The 14,694-nt window shown below is 69.6% G+C and carries 11 protein-coding genes; 4 read left to right on the top strand and 7 right to left on the bottom strand.

What is annotated here, in order from left to right; translation table 11 throughout:
* Nucleotides 1–2: 2 nt before the first annotated feature.
* Genes D1610_RS03215 through D1610_RS03200 form a run of 4 tightly spaced genes read left to right on the top strand, consistent with a single transcriptional unit; the run spans nt 3 to nt 5,983 of the window.
* Nucleotides 3–2,198 (top strand): xanthine dehydrogenase family protein molybdopterin-binding subunit, encoded by a 2,196-nt coding sequence (locus tag D1610_RS03215; RefSeq protein ID WP_118862976.1) that lies wholly within the window; start codon nt 3–5, stop codon nt 2,196–2,198.
* A gap of 60 nt (nt 2,199–2,258) precedes the next feature.
* On the top strand, nt 2,259–4,466 hold the full coding sequence (locus tag D1610_RS03210) for a xanthine dehydrogenase family protein molybdopterin-binding subunit (protein ID WP_118862644.1): 2,208 nt from the start codon (nt 2,259–2,261) through the stop codon (nt 4,464–4,466).
* A 12-nt stretch (nt 4,467–4,478) separates the two neighbouring features.
* Nucleotides 4,479–5,402, top strand: coding sequence for an XdhC family protein (locus D1610_RS03205; protein ID WP_118862643.1), 924 nt, complete (start codon nt 4,479–4,481; stop codon nt 5,400–5,402).
* Nucleotides 5,399–5,983 (top strand): nucleotidyltransferase family protein, encoded by a 585-nt coding sequence (locus D1610_RS03200; RefSeq protein WP_118862642.1) that lies wholly within the window; start codon nt 5,399–5,401, stop codon nt 5,981–5,983. Before D1610_RS03205 ends, D1610_RS03200 begins: the two co-directional genes overlap by 4 nt.
* A gap of 159 nt (nt 5,984–6,142) precedes the next feature.
* On the opposite strand, the gene D1610_RS03195 is transcribed toward D1610_RS03200, so the two are convergent.
* From D1610_RS03195 to bioB, 7 genes are all read right to left on the bottom strand, one after another.
* Entirely contained in the window at nt 6,143–7,351 is a 1,209-nt protein-coding gene (locus tag D1610_RS03195) for an ABC transporter permease (protein WP_118862975.1), read from the bottom strand.
* Nucleotides 7,352–7,484: 133 nt separating this feature from the next.
* Nucleotides 7,485–8,204, bottom strand: coding sequence for an ABC transporter ATP-binding protein (locus D1610_RS03190; RefSeq protein ID WP_118862641.1), 720 nt, complete (start codon nt 8,202–8,204; stop codon nt 7,485–7,487).
* Nucleotides 8,197–9,609, bottom strand: coding sequence for an efflux RND transporter periplasmic adaptor subunit (locus D1610_RS03185; protein WP_118862974.1), 1,413 nt, complete (start codon nt 9,607–9,609; stop codon nt 8,197–8,199). Before D1610_RS03185 ends, D1610_RS03190 begins: the two co-directional genes overlap by 8 nt.
* Entirely contained in the window at nt 9,609–11,066 is a 1,458-nt protein-coding gene (locus D1610_RS03180) for an efflux transporter outer membrane subunit (RefSeq protein WP_118862973.1), read from the bottom strand. Before D1610_RS03180 ends, D1610_RS03185 begins: the two co-directional genes overlap by 1 nt.
* Nucleotides 11,067–11,291: 225 nt before the next feature.
* On the bottom strand, nt 11,292–13,394 hold the full coding sequence (locus D1610_RS03175; protein ID WP_118862640.1) for an acetyl-CoA carboxylase biotin carboxylase subunit: 2,103 nt from the start codon (nt 13,392–13,394) through the stop codon (nt 11,292–11,294).
* The gene (locus D1610_RS17230) at nt 13,394–13,633 is read right to left on the bottom strand and encodes a hypothetical protein (RefSeq protein ID WP_118862639.1); all 240 of its coding nucleotides are present in this window, start codon (nt 13,631–13,633) and stop codon (nt 13,394–13,396) included. The genes D1610_RS03175 and D1610_RS17230 overlap by 1 nt, the downstream gene beginning before the upstream one ends.
* Nucleotides 13,630–14,616, bottom strand: coding sequence for a biotin synthase BioB (gene bioB / locus D1610_RS03165; RefSeq protein WP_245941983.1), 987 nt, complete (start codon nt 14,614–14,616; stop codon nt 13,630–13,632). The genes D1610_RS17230 and bioB overlap by 4 nt, the downstream gene beginning before the upstream one ends.
* Between the last annotated feature and the right edge of the window lie 78 nt (nt 14,617–14,694).

Genomic DNA, 14,694 nt, shown 5'->3' with positions numbered 1-14,694 from the left:
CCATGGACGCGCCGGTCGAGACCTCGCTGCTCGATACGGGCGCGCAAGGGATCATCGGCAAGCCGCTCGACCGGATCGACGGGCCGCTGAAGGTCGCCGGCAAGGCGATCTACGCCGCCGAGCAGGATGCCAATACGCTGCACGGCGTGCTGGTCGGCGCGCGAATCGGCAAGGGACGGGTCGCGGCGATCAACGAGGCGGCGACGCTCGCCACACCCGGCGTCATCCGCGTGTTCACCGATTTCGAGACCTTCGCGCGCAACCCGCAGCAGGGCGGCGAGGAAGAGGCCCCGACCCAGGGCGTGCGCGAGATCGCCTATGTCGGCCAGCCGCTGGCGCTGGTCGTCGCCGAGAATCTGGAGGCAGCGCGCGAGGGAGCCGAGGCGCTGGTCATCGCCTATGAGGAGGAAGCGGGCGCGTTCGAGCGCGAGGCGCACGCCGCCGAATGCGAAACCCCGCCCGACGCCAGCACGCCGGCGCATTCGTCGCAGGGCGATCTCGACAGGGCGATGGCCGACGCGGCGGTGACGATCGACGTCACCTACACCACGCCGAGCCAGTCCAATGCGCCGATGGAGCCGCACGCGACCATCGCCCGCTGGGACGGCGACAATCTGATCCTCCACACCGCCAACCAGATGCTGGCGTCGTGCCGCAAGCAGATGGCCGACGCGCTGGGCATCGAGGAGACGAACGTCCGCCTGATCGCGCCTTATGTCGGCGGGGGCTTCGGATCGAAGCTGGGAATCGCGCCGGAGGCGGTGGCGGCGGCGCTGGCGGCGAGGGAACTGGGCCGGCCGATCAAGGCGGTGATGAGCCGCCCCCAGGTGTTCGAGGCGACCGTCCGCCGATCCGACACCCGCCAGCGCATCCGGCTGGCGGCGGGGCATGACGGCCGGTTGACCGCGATCGGCCATGAGACGCTCGCCAGCAATCTCGACGGCGAGGATTTCTTCGAGCCGGCGGGCATCGCCACGCACTTCCTTTATGCCGGCGAGAACCGATCGATCACCCATGATCTGGTGCGGCTGAACCTGACGCTCTCCGGCTCGATGCGCTGCCCGGGCGAGGCGGTGGGCATGCTCGCGCTCGAATGCGCGATGGACGAGCTGGCCGAGGCGCTGGGCATGGACCCGATCGCGCTGCGCAAGGCCAACGAGCCCGAGCGCGACCCCGAGCAGGACATCCCCTTTTCCAGCCGCAACCTGATCGCCTGCATGGACCGCGGCGCGAAGGAATTCGGCTGGGACCGGCGCGACCCCACCCCCGGCGGCCGGCGCGAGGGCGAATGGCTGATCGGGCTGGGCATGGCGGCGGCGGCGCGCAGCAACCTGATGCAGCGATCGGCGGCGCGGGTGACGCTGCGGCGCGACGGCGCGGTGATCGTCGAGACCGACATGACCGATATCGGCACGGGCAGCTACACCATCCTCGCGCAGATCGCGGGCGAGATGCTGGGCGCGCCGATCGGCCGCGTGCAGGTCTCGCTTGGCGACACCGACCTTCCCCCCGCCGCAGGTTCGGGCGGGTCCTGGGGCGCGAACAGCGCCGGTTCCGCGGTCTATGCCGCGTGCGAGGCGATCCGCGCGAAGCTGGCCGGGGCGATGGGCGCCTCTCCCGGCGACCTCACGCTCAAGGACGGCGAGGCGATCGCCGGCAACCGCCATGTCCGGATCGCCGACCTGATCGACGGCGACCTGACCGAGGAGGGCGCGATTCGACCGGGCAAGACGGACGAGGCGTTCACCCAGGCGGCGTTCGGCGCGCATTTCGCCGAGGTCGCAGTCAACGCGGTGACGGGCGAGACGCGGGTGCGGCGGATGCTCGGCGTGTTCGCGGCAGGCCGCATCCTCAACGAGAAGACCGCGCGGTCGCAATGCCTGGGCGGGATGACCTTCGGCCTGGGCGCGGCGCTGACCGAGGAGCTGGTCCACGACATCCGCAACGGCAAGTGCGTCAACCACGATCTTGCCGAATATCACGTTCCCGCCAATGCCGACGTGCCGCAGCAGGAGGTGATCTTCATCGAGGAACGCGACCATGCGGCCAACCCGATGCTGACCAAGGGCATCGGCGAGCTCGGCATCTCGGGCGCGGGCGCGGCGATCGCCAACGCGATCCACAATGCGTGCGGGGTGCGGGTGCGCGACTATCCGCTGACGCTCGACAAGCTGCTGCCGGGATTGCCGCCGGTTTGAGGTTGCCGCGGCGGCATTGGGTCCTACCTTGCAACCGAATCATGTGAGGGGGCGACGGTCATGCGCGAAGTGAGAATGGACGGCCCCTACCGCCCGGCCGCGCTGGGCGCGAGCGCGCAGGGGCTGCTCGGCAGGCCGGTCGATCGCTACGACGGTGCGGCGAAGGTCAGCGGCACGGCCGGATATGCCTTCGAGGGCGCGCCCGAGGGGACGCTGTACGGCCATGTCGTCGGCGCGGAGATCGGCGCGGGCCGCGTCCTTTCGGTGGACGTCGCCGCGGCCGAGGCGATGCCGGGCGTCGTCGCCGTCATCCATGACGATCCGCGCATGCCCTCTGGCGAAGCCAATTCGGAACATGCGCCGAAGGTGGGGCCGGCGGACCGCATTCATCATTACGGCCAGCCCATCGCGATCGTCGTCGCCGAGAGCCAGGAGGCGGCTCGCGCCGCCGCGGGGGCGGTCAGGATCGACTATGCGCCGTCCGAAGGCCGCTTCGACAGCCGCGCCGCGGAGGTCGAGCACGATCATAAGCTCGGTTTCCTGCCGACCATCCGCAGGGGCGATCTCGACGCCGCGCTGGCCGAGGCGGAGGTGGTGTTCGACGAGCGCTACGCCACGCCCGTCCACTTCCCCGCCGCGCTTGAACCGCACGCGACCATCGCCTGGTGGGACGGCGACCGGCTGACGGTGCGCGCCAGCCTGCAGATCGTCGGCGCGGCGCGCACCGCCATCGCCGTCGCGCTTGACATGCCCGAAGCGAAGGTCCGCGTGCTGGCGCCCTATGTCGGCGGCGGCTTTGGCGGGAAGACCGGCGTGGGGCCCGAGACGATCCTCGCCGCCATCGCCGCGCGCCGCACCGGACGTCCGGTCAAGATCGCCCTGCCCCGCCGCCAGATCGCCTATCTCGGGCACCACAGAACCGACACCGTCCAGCGCCTGCGCATCGGCTGCAACCGCGATGGCCGGATCTCGGCGATCGCGCATGAGGGCGTCGCCGCGCAGAAGGAGGACCGGACGTTCCTCGAGCCGATCCCGTTCGGCACGCTGCCGCTCTACGCGGGCAAGGTGCGCCATTTCGCGACGTCGCTGGTCCGCGTCGACCTGCCCGGCACCGGCGCGGTGCGCGCGCCGGGCGAGGCGATCGGCACCTTCGCGATCGAGTGCGCGATGGACGAGCTGGCCGAACGGTTGGGCCTCGATCCGATCGAACTGCGCCGCCGCAACGAGCCCGAGACCGATCCGCTGTCGGGCAAGCCCTTCTCCACCCGTCGCCTGCTCGATTGCTACGATGAGGGCGCGCGCCGCTTCGGCTGGGACCGGCGCGCCGCCACGCCCGGCAGCGTTCGTGAGGGCGAATGGCTGATCGGCGCCGGCATGGCCGCGTCGTTGCGCGGGAACTTCACCGTCAAAAGCGAAGCGCGCGTGACGCTCGACGCCGACGGCCGCGCGGTGATCGAGACCGACATGACCGACATCGGCACCGGCACCTACACCATCCTCGCGCAGGTCGCGGGCGAGATGCTGGGCCTTGGCGTCGACCGGATCGACGTGCGGCTGGGCGATAGCGAGATGCCGCCGAGCGCGGGCTCCGGCGGCTCGTTCGGCGCGGGCAGTTCGGCGTCCGCGGTGGCGCTCGCGTGCGAGGACATCCTCGCCGAGCTCGCCCGGCGGATGAACGCCGCGCCCGAGGAGCTGTCGCTGAAGGACGGCGTGGTGACGGCGGGCGGCCGCAGCACCCCGCTCGCCGACCTGGTGCGCGGCAAGCCGATCGTCGCGAGCGGACGGATGGGGCCGGGCAAGGAGAGCAAGGCGACCAGCCAGGCCAGCCACGGCGCCCATTTCTGCGAGGTCGCGGTGAACGGCGTGACGGGCGAGGTGCGCGTGCGAAGGATGCTCGGCGTGTTCGACGTCGGCCGCGTGCTCAACGAGAAGACCGCGCGCAGCCAGATCGTCGGCGGGGTGATCTGGGGCATCGCCTATGCGCTGAGCGAGGACGGCGTGGTCGATGTGCGGAGCGGGCGCTTCGTCAATCCCGATTTCGGCGAATATCACGTCGCGGTGAACGCCGACGTGCCGCAGATCGAATGCCATTTCATCGAGGAGGTGGACGACCACGCCAATCCGGCCGGCGCCAAGGCGGTGGGCGAGCTGGGCATCTCCGGCGCGGGCGCGGCGGTGGCGAATGCGGTGTACAATGCCACCGGCGTACGCGTGCGCGACTTTCCCATCACGCTCGACAAGCTGCTGCCGGGGCTGCCGCCGGTATGAGGGCGACCGATCATGGCCGATAACGACACCGTGATCGCCGCAGCGCGCGAATGGGCTGGCCAGCCGCTTGCGCTGGCGACGGTCACCTCCACCTGGGGATCGGCGCCGCGTCCGCGCGGCAGCCATATGCTGGTGCATGGCGACGGCCGGTTCGAGGGTTCGGTGTCGGGCGGCTGCGTCGAGAACGACATCATGCAGGCCGCCGCCGAGGTGATCGCCGGCGCGCCGTTCCAGCTCCGGCGCTACGGCGTCGCCGATGCCGACGCCTGGGAGGTCGGCCTGCCCTGCGGCGGCGAGATCGAGGTGATGGTCCAGCCCGTCGCGCCGACCGGCTTCGATCCCGAGCTGTTCGATCGCATCGCCGAGGCGCGCGCCGAGGGGCGCGCGGCGACGGTGTTCACCGATCTCGACAGCGGCGTTTCCTCGCTCCGCGCCGAGGAAGCCGCGCGCGTGTTCGCCAACCGCTACGACCCGCCCCGCCGCCTGCTGATCGTCGGCGCGGTGCAGATCGCGCAGGCGCTCGGCCCGCTGGCGCGGACGCTGGGCATCGAGGTGGCGGTGATCGATCCGCGCGGGCGCTTCCTGACCGAGGAACGCTTTCCCGGCGTGACGCTCGACGATCGCTGGCCGGACGAGGCGGTCGCCGCGTATGCCCCCGGCCCCGCGACCGCCGTCGTCACCCTGAGCCACGACACCAAGATCGACGATCCCGCGCTGGAGGCGGCCCTGCGCGGCAAGGCCGGCTATATCGCCGCGCTGGGATCGCGCCGCAGCCACGCCGCGCGGCGCGAGCGGCTGGCGGCGGCGGGCTTTACCGGGGCCGATCTCGACCGGATCGACGCTCCGGCCGGCCTCGATATCGGCGCGGTCGGCCCGGCCGAGATCGCGCTGTCGATCGCCGCGGGGATGATCGCGGCGTGGAACGCCAAGCCATGATCCGCGCCGAGGACACCGCGCTGGTGCTGCTCGCCGCCGGCCGCTCACGCCGCTTCGGCGCGGCGGACAAGCTCGCCCAGCCCTTCCTCCACCAGCCGCTCGGCCTCCATGTCGTCACCGCGCTGGAGGCGATCCCCTTCAGGGGGCGTTACGCCGTGGTCGATGGGACGCGGGTCGATTTCGCCGCGCGCGGGCTGACCATGGTGCGCAATGACGATCCCGACCTCGGCCTGTCGCGATCGGTGATGCTGGGCGTGACCGCGGCCAAGGGCTGCGGCTGCGCAGCGGTGCTGATCGCGCTTGCCGACATGCCGCGCGTCACCGCCGCGCATGTCTGGCGGCTGCTCGACTATGCGGAAGGGCCCGACGCGATCGTCGCCTCGTCGAACGGTGACCATCCGACCCCGCCGGTGCTGTTCGGCGCGGCGCATTTCGACATGCTGCTGACGCTCGAAGGCCAGGCCGGCGCGCGCGACCTGGTCCGCGCCGGCCACCACATGGTCACCTCGCCCGACGAGCTGGTCGATATCGACACGCCCGAGCAGCTCGCGGCGCTGCGGAAGAAGTACGGCGTCGGGTAGCTTCCTCCCCTCCCTTTCAAGGGAGGGGTCGGGGGTGGGTGCGCGCGTCTGCGCGCCCAAAAAGCCTCTTCGACGCCCAGCCCGAAGCGCCGAACGCGACATCGAGCCGCGCCCGTCGCTTCACCCACCCCTAACCCCTCCCTTTCAGGGAGGGGAAACTCACTCGTGCCGCAGCGCGTCGATGGGGTTGAGCGCCGCCGCGCGTCTGGCCGGGAAATAGCCGAACACCACGCCGATGATCGCCGAGATGGCGAAGGCGGCGACGTTGATCTCCGGCACGAAGATCCATTTCACGTCCATCACCGGCACCAGCGCGGCGACGGCGAGCTGCGCCACCAGCAGGCCGATCAGCCCGCCCAGGCATGACAGCACGATCGCTTCGACGAGGAATTGCAGCAGCACCTCGCGCGCGACCGCCCCGATCGCGAGGCGGATGCCGATCTCGCGCGTGCGTTCGGTGACCGACACCAGCATGATGTTCATGATGCCGATGCCGCCGACGATCAGGCTGATCCCCGCGACCGTCGCGACGATGCTGGTCAGGAGGTTGGTCGTGCCGGTCAGCGTGTCGGAGATCTGGCGCGTGTCGAAGATGTTGAAGTTATCGTCCTCGCCCGGCTCGATATTGCGGCGGTCGCGCAGCAAATCGCTGATCGATTCCTGCACCACCTGCGTGTCATAGGCCTGATCGACGCCGACCAGGATCAGGCGGATGTCCTGCGATCCCGTGAAGCGGCGCTGCACCGTCTTGATCGGCATGATCACGGTATCGTCCTGATCCCCGCCGAAGCCCGCCTGACCCTTGGTCGCGAGCGTGCCGATCACGTCGCACGAGATCTGGCCCAGGCGGATGCGCTCGCCCACCGCGTTGCCGCCGCGGAACAGGTTCTGCTGCACGGTGCTGCCGATGATGCAGACCGACTTCCCCGCGGCCTCCTCTTCCGGGCTGAAGGTGCGGCCGGCGGTCAGCTGCCAGGGCTGGACCTCGAAATAGGCGTTGGTGGTGCCGTTGATCGTCGTCGTCCAGTTCGCGCCGTCATAGATCGCGATGGCGGACGCCTGCGCCTGCGGCGCGACCGCGCGCACGCCGGTGACCTGACGCTGCAGCGCCTCTATATCCTGCGCATCGAATTCGGGCGGGCGCGGCCCGCCGCCGCCGCGACCGAAGCCCTGGCCGGGGCGGATCTGGAGAACGTTGGTACCGAGCGCGGAGATCTGCTCCTGCACCGCCGCCGTGGTGGCGTTGCCCAGCGTCACCATGGTGACCACCGCGGCGACGCCGATGATGATACCCAAGGTCGTCAGGAACGATCGCAGCATGTGCCGCCGGATCGACCGGATCGCGAGGACGAAGGTGGTGCCGATGATCATTGCGCGCTCCGCCAACGCTTCTCGACTTCGCTCGAAGCGAACGGGCCCAGGGAAAGCTTGCAACCCAAGTCCCCGCTCGTTTCGAGCGAAGTCGAGAAACCTATCGCTGAAGAAGCAATCGGCGACCCGCTCACGCCACCGCCTCCCCGGCCCGGTGCCGGGCATCGATGCGCTCGACCAGGCCGTCCTTGAAATGCACCACCGTGCGGGCGAAGGCGGCCATGTCGGGCTCATGCGTCACCATCAGTACGGTGATGCCGCTCCGGCGGTTGAGATCGGTCAGGAGCTCCATGATCTCGACCGAGCGTTCGCTGTCGAGATTGCCGGTCGGCTCGTCTGCCAGCAGCACATCGGGATTGGTGACGATCGCACGGGCGATGGCCACACGCTGCTGCTGCCCGCCCGAAAGCTCGGCCGGGGTATGGTCCCACCATTCGGCGAGGCCGACCTTGTCCAGCGCGGCCATGCCCATGTCGGCCCTCGTCTTCTTGTCCTCGCCGCGATAGAGCAAGGGCAGCTCGACATTCTCCAGCGCGGAGGTGCGGCTCAAGAGGTTGAACCCCTGGAACACGAAGCCGAGATAGCGGCGGCGGAGCAGCGCGCGCTGGTCGCGGTCGAGCGCCTCGACATGATGGCCGCGGAACAGGAAGGTGCCGTCGGTCGGCACGTCGAGGCAGCCGAGGATGTTCATCGTCGTCGACTTGCCCGATCCCGAAGGCCCCATCACCGCGACGAAATCGCCGCCGGCGATGTCGAGGTCGACGCCCTTGAGCGCCTGGAACGCGGTCGGCCCCTCGCCATAGGTCTTGGTGACGCCGCGCAGGCTGATGATCGGCGCGGGATCAGCCACCGCGATTGACCCGGACCTGCGCGCCGCCCTTGCCGCGCGCCCCGCCGCCCGCGCGGCCTTCCTCGCCGGAAAGCTGGCCGGTGATCACCTGCTGACCGCGCTTCAGGTCGCCGCCGATCACCTCGGTCATCTGGCCGTTGGTATCGCCGGTCTGGACGCTCACCGCCTGGGGCTGGCCGTCCGCGCCGAGGACATAGACCGTCTGGGTCGCGCCGCGATCGAGCGTGACGGTGCGTTCGGCGCGGTTGCCGCGGCGCCCGCGGCGCGGGATCAGCGCGCCGGTGACGCCGCCCTTGGCCTGCGCGTCGCCACCGCTCGCGGTGGGCGTGAAGCGCAGCGCCGCATTGGGCACCAGCAGCACATTCTCCTTGCGCGAGGTGACGATCTCCGCTGTCGCGGTCATGCCCGGACGCAGCTGCAGCTCGGGATTGGCGACGCTCAGCTCGGCGGCGTAGCTGATGACCTGGCCGGTCGAGCTCGACGTGCTCGTGGTCGAGGATGACGACGCCGCCTGCGCCGACAGGTTCGATCCGACATCGACGCGGGTGATCCGCGCGGGGAAGGTGCGGCCGGGGAAGGCGTCGACGGTGAATGTGGCGTCCTGCCCTTCCTTGACCGATCCGACATCGGCCTCGTCGATCGCCACCTCGAGCTTCATCGACGAAAGGTCCTCGGCGATGACGAACAGCGTCGGCGTGTTGAACGAAGCGGCCACGGTCTGGCCGGGATCGACCTGGCGGGCGAGGACGACGCCCGATACCGGCGAGCGGATGATCGCCCGCGCGCGCTGCGTCTGGTTCTGCGCGAGCGCGGCACGCGACGCCGCGGCGTTCGCCTGCGCCACCTTGAGCGAGGCGACGGCGCGGTTGGTGTTGGCGCGCGCGGTGGCGAGCTCGGTATCCGACGGCACCCGCCCGCCGGACAGCCGCCGCACCTCCTCCAGCCGGTTGAGCTGCGCGCGGGCCTCGGCGACGGTCGCCTCGGCCTGCCCGATCTGGGCGAGATTGGCGTCGAGCGCGGCCTGGCTCTGGCGGATCTGATCGTCGAGCTGTTCGGGATCGATCAGCGCCAGCGCCTGCCCGGCGGCGACCCGATCGTTCACGTCCACGACCACTTCAGTGACCAGGCCGGACAGCTGCGAACCGACCTGCACCTGGTTGGTCGGCGCGAGCTTGCCCGTCGCGGAGACGGTGACGGTCAGGTCGCCCTGCCTCGCCGGCGCAGTGGAATAGCTTGTCTCGGCGGCGGGGTTGAGCCAGCTCCACAGCGCGAAGATGAGCAGGAGCGCGCCGACACCGATCGCGCCCCACTTCGCGTAACGCTTCCATCTGGGCTGGGCCGAGCCGCCGAGGAACTCCTCGAGATCGGCCCTGGTCTCGGTCGGGGGGACGGGCTGGTCGGCCATCATTCGGTCTCCGGGGCGGTCGGCACGGTGGTGGCGTCCCAGCCGCCGCCGAGCGCGAGGTAGAGCTGGACGAGCGCGTTCGCCTGATCGGCGCGCGCCGCGGTCAGACCGTTTCGCGCGCTGAGCAGCGCCGCCTCATTGGTGTTGAGCGTGGTGAAATCGGTAAGGCCCGAACGGTATTGCAGCCGCGAGAGCAGCGCCGAGTTGTTCGCTGCGTCGAGCGCGATGGCGAACTGCCGCTCGCGCTCGCGCGCCGCGCCCAAAGCGACGGCGGCGTTCTCGACATCCTCCAGCGCGACCAGCACGGTCTGCTTGTAGGCGGCGAACGAGGCCTCGGCCGCCGCCTCCTGCGACCGCACCTGCGAGCGCAGCCGCCCGCCGTTGAAGATCGCCTGGGTCAGCCCGGCGAACAGCCCGCCGGTGATCGAATCGAAGATCTCGCCGAGCACGTTCGAATTGGCGTTGATGTTGCCGCTGATGCCGAGCGACGGATAGAGCTGCGCCTCCGCCACGCCGATCTGCGCGGTCGCGGCGGCGAGGTTGCGTTCGGCCGCGCGGACGTCCGGGCGCTGGCGCAGCGTATCGGCGGGAATGCCGACGGCGATGTTCTCCGGCCCGCGCGGGATCGGCCTGATCGCCGCGAGCTGCGGCTTCAATGCGCCCGGCGCTTGGCCGGTCAGCACGCCGAGCCGCGAGACCGCGGCGTTGTAGTTCGCCTCGATGGTCGGGATGTTCGCCGCGGTCTGTGCCCGGGCGCTGCGCGCCTGCTCGGCGTCGAGCGAGGAGACCAGCCCGGCCTGCACGCGGAAGCCCGCGATCTCCAGATTGTCGTCCTGGATCGCGAGGCTCGCGCGCGCATTGTCGAGCTGCGCCTGGTACAGCCGCGCGAGGATGTAGTTGCGCGCCACCTCGGCCTGGATCGAGGTCAGCACCGTCGCATAGTCGAAACCCGAAGCGGCATATTGCGCGCCCGACGCCTCGACCGTGCGGCGCACCTCGCCGAACAGACCGACCTGATAGCTTGTGTCGAGCCCCAGCGAGAAGCTGTCTCCCGACCCGCGCGAGATGGTGGTGACGGTGCCGTCGGGCAGGGTGATGGTGCTCGATCCGGAGAGATCGAACGAGCGCGAATAGCCCGCCGATCCGCTCAACGACGGCAGCAGGTCGGCGCGCGCCTGGACCAGCCCCTCGCGCGCCTGGCGCAGGCGGGCGACGGCCTGCGCGATATCGAGGTTGGAGGTCCGCGCCTGCTCGACCAGCTGGCCCAGCATCGGATCGTCGAAGCTCGCCCACCAGCGCGTGAGATCGGCCTGCGCGGCCTGATCGGCCTCGACCGAATAGCTCGCGGGCACGCCCAGCTCGGTCGCGGTCGCGGGGCGGTAATCCGGGCCGACGGTGCAGCCCGCGAGCGCGGTCGATGCGATCAGAACGAGGATCAGGGGCGTTTTGAGCGACATGGTGTCGTATGTGACCGCCACGCCCGGATCGGGCAATCGCTTTTGTGTCGCCAATTGTAACAGCCGCGCAAGGATCGTTCAGATACGCATCGCCCCTGCGAAGGCAGGGGCCGCTGAGTTTGTGGCACATTCAACCGCGCCTATGCCGACTGCGGCCCCTGCCTTGGGTTCCCAGCAAAGTAATACTTTGCTGGGGGCCCTGCGCAGGGGCGACGGAATGGCCAATTACTCCAGCTCCAGGATCACCGCGTCCACCGCCAGGCTCTCGCCGGCCGCGGCGCGAACCTCCTTGACCACGCCGGCCTTCTCGGCGCGCAGGATGTTCTCCATCTTCATCGCCTCGACCACCGCGAGCGGCTGGCCGGGCTCGACCTTGTCCCCCTCGGCCACGTCGAGCCGCACCAGCAGGCCCGGCATCGGGCAGAGCAGGAAGCGCGAGAGATCGGGCGGCGCCTTCTCGATCATGTGCCGGGCGTGCGGCGCGACATGCGCCGGCAGCACGCGCACCCTGTGTTTGGCGCCGCGCGTGCCGATCGCAAAGCCGGTGGCGGTGCGCGCGAGCGAAAGCGTCAGCGGCGCTCCGTTCCACTCGGCGTCCACCATCGTGTCGCCGGGGGTGTATTCCAGCCCCAGGTCGAGCTCCTCGCCATCGACGATCAGCGCGTCGGGCGAGACCGAGACGTCGTGCGTCTTCCCGCCCAGCGTCACCTGCCAGTCGGCCGGCGGGCGCAGCCGGTCGCCAAGCTGCCCGTCGACCCGCCGCGCGCGATCCGCCTGCGCGGTCGCGGCGAAGGCGGCGACGCCGGCGATGGCGGCGAGCAGTTCGTCCGAGGCGGGGGCGCCGTGGAAGCCCTCGGGATATTCCTCGGCGATGAAGCCGGTGGTGATCTCGCCCGAGCGGAAGCGCGGGTGCTGCATCAGCGCGGAGAGGAAATCGAGGTTGGTGCCGGGTCCGGAGATGACGAACTGGTCGAGCGCCGCGATCTGCGCGTCGATCGCCGCCTCGCGCGTCGGCGCATGGGTGATCAGCTTGGCGATCATCGGATCGTAGAACATGCTGACCTCGCCGCCCTCGGCGACGCCATCGTCTATGCGGACGCGAACCAAATCCTCCCCGCTTGCGGGGAGGGGGACCACCGACCGCAGGTCGGTGGTGGAGGGGGCAGGCCACGAGCGATTCGCTTGTGGCGCCCCCCCTCCACCATGCTGCGCATGGTCCCCCTCCCCGTGCCGGGGAGGTTCATACCGCACCAGCCGGCCGATGCTGGGCAGGAACCCCCGATAGGGGTCCTCGGCATAGACGCGGTTCTCGATCGCCCAGCCGTCTATCTTCACGTCGTCCTGCCCGAACGGCAGCTTCTCCCCCGCCGCGACGCGGATCATCAGCTCGACCAGATCGAGGCCGGTGATCTCCTCGGTCACCGGGTGCTCGACCTGCAGGCGCGTGTTCATCTCGAGGAAGTAGAAGCTCTCGCCGCTCTTGTCGGCGCCCGAGACGATCAGCTCGACCGTACCGGCCGAATAATAGCCCACCGCCTTGGCCAGCGCGACCGCCTGCTCGCCCATCGCCTTGCGCATCTTGGGCGTCACGAACGGCGACGGCGCCTCCTCCACCACCTTCTGGTGGCGGCGCTGCACCGAGCATTCGCGCTCGTTCAGATAGACGATGTTGCCGTGCCGGTCGCCGATCACCTGGATCTCGATATGGCGCGGGCTTTCGATGAACTTCTCGATGAACACGCGATCGTCGCCGAACGACGCCAGCCCCTCGCGCTTGGTCGCCTCGAACCCCTCGCGCACGTCCTGCTCGCTGTACGCCAGCCGCATCCCCTTGCCGCCGCCGCCGGCCGAGGCCTTCATCATCACCGGATAGCCGATGTCGGAGGCGATCCTGACCGCCTCGTCGGTATCGGCGATCTCGCCCAGGAAACCCGGGACGACGTTGACCCCCGCCTCCTTCGCCAGCTTCTTGGATTCGATCTTGTCGCCCATCGCCGCGATGGCATTGGGCGGTGGGCCGATAAAGGCGATCCCCGCCTCGGCGCACGCCTTGGCGAAGCTTTCGCGCTCGGACAGGAAGCCGTAGCCGGGGTGGATCGCGTCCGCCCCCGTCTCCTTCGCCGCGAGCAGGATCAGATCGGCCTTGAGATAGCTCTCCGCCGCCGGCGCCGGCCCCAGCCGCACCGCCTCGTCCGCCATCAGCACATGGGGGCTGCGCGCATCGGCATCGGAATAGACCGCGACCGTGGCGATCCCCATCCGCTTGGCGGTGCGGAACACCCGGCAGGCGATCTCGCCCCGATTGGCGACCAGGATTTTCTTGAACATTACTGATCGGACCTCTTCTGGGCCTGCCTCAAGACTCGACGGGCGAGCCAGTGGCAAAAAAGCAGCGTAATGATTGCATAGAGAGCGGCAGGACCGACGCTTGCGAGCGCAACCATCCAATATGGCGCGACATCGAGTCCGCCGAGCGGGCTGATGATGCCAACAAATGCCGCGACACCATACCAATAGATCGCTGACCCCAGCGCGAACAGGATTGAGGCCCGACGAATGCGGATCATTCCGCCGCCACCCGCATCGGCTCCTCGGCCTCCATCGGCCGCACGCCGAGCTTGGCGAACAACGCGGCATCCGCGCTGTCACCACGGTTGCCGGTCGTCAGCAGCTTGTCGCCGGTGAAGATCGAGTTCGCCCCCGCCATGAAGCACAACGCCTGGGTCGCCTCCGACATGCTCTCACGCCCCGCGCTCAGCCGCACCATGCTCATCGGCATGGTGATCCGCGCCACCGCGACCGTCCGCACGAACTCGATATCGTCGATCTTCGCGAGCGGGGTATCGGCCAGCATGTCGCCCAGCACCGTGCCCCTGACCGGCACCAGCGCGTTGACCGGCACGCTTTCGGGATGGCGCGGCAGCGTGGCGAGCGCATGGATGAAGCCGACGCGGTCCTCCCGCGTCTCGCCCATTCCGACGATCCCGCCGCAGCACACGTTGATTCCCGCACTCCGGACATGCTCCAGCGTATCCAGCCGGTCCTCGAAGCTGCGCGTGGTGATCACCTCGCCATAACGTTCGGGCGAGGTGTCGATATTGTGGTTGTAGTAATCGAGCCCCGCATCGGCGAGCATCTCCGCCTGCCTGGGCGTCAGCATGCCCAGCGTCATGCAGGTCTCCATCCCCATCTGGCGGACGCCCTTCACCATCTCGACGATGGCGGGCATGTCCCGGTCCTTGGGGTTGCGCCACGCAGCACCCATGCAGAAGCGCTGGCTGCCCGCATCCTTCGCCTGCGCCGCCATCTGCAGCACCGCGCGGGAGTCCATCAGCTTGGTCGCCTTCAACCCCGTGTCGGCATGCGCCGACTGCGAGCAATAGCCGCAATCCTCCGGGCAGCCGCCGGTCTTGATCGAGAGCAGCGTGCACAGCTGCACCTCGCCCGCGGCATGATGCGACCGGTGGACGGTTTGCGCGCGGAACATGAGCTCGTCGAAGGGCAGGTCGAACAGGGCCGCGATTTCGACGCGGGTCCAGTCCTGCCGGATTTCACTCCCCTCCCTGCCAAGGGAGGGGCTGGGGGTGGGTTTCTCTCGAGGAAACGCAGGTATTTCCTCGGGGCGGAC

It is taken from the genome of Sphingomonas gilva (assembly GCF_003515075.1).
Lineage (GTDB): Bacteria > Pseudomonadota > Alphaproteobacteria > Sphingomonadales > Sphingomonadaceae > Sphingomonas > Sphingomonas gilva.
This window is presented reverse-complemented; position numbering and strand designations above follow the sequence as displayed.

Excerpts from the sequence above, each read along its gene's own strand:
- D1610_RS03215 (WP_118862976.1), top strand. The coding sequence starts at position 3 with ATGGACGCGCCGGTCGAGACCTCGCTGCTCGATACGGGCGCGCAAGGG.
- D1610_RS03210 (WP_118862644.1), top strand. The coding sequence starts at position 2,259 with ATGCGCGAAGTGAGAATGGACGGCCCCTACCGCCCGGCCGCGCTGGGC.
- D1610_RS03205 (WP_118862643.1), top strand. The coding sequence starts at position 4,479 with ATGGCCGATAACGACACCGTGATCGCCGCAGCGCGCGAATGGGCTGGC.
- D1610_RS03200 (WP_118862642.1), top strand. The coding sequence starts at position 5,399 with ATGATCCGCGCCGAGGACACCGCGCTGGTGCTGCTCGCCGCCGGCCGC.
- D1610_RS03185 (WP_118862974.1), bottom strand. The coding sequence starts at position 9,609 with ATGGCCGACCAGCCCGTCCCCCCGACCGAGACCAGGGCCGATCTCGAG.
- D1610_RS03180 (WP_118862973.1), bottom strand. The coding sequence starts at position 11,066 with ATGTCGCTCAAAACGCCCCTGATCCTCGTTCTGATCGCATCGACCGCG.
- D1610_RS03175 (WP_118862640.1), bottom strand. The coding sequence starts at position 13,394 with ATGTTCAAGAAAATCCTGGTCGCCAATCGGGGCGAGATCGCCTGCCGG.
- D1610_RS17230 (WP_118862639.1), bottom strand. The coding sequence starts at position 13,633 with ATGATCCGCATTCGTCGGGCCTCAATCCTGTTCGCGCTGGGGTCAGCG.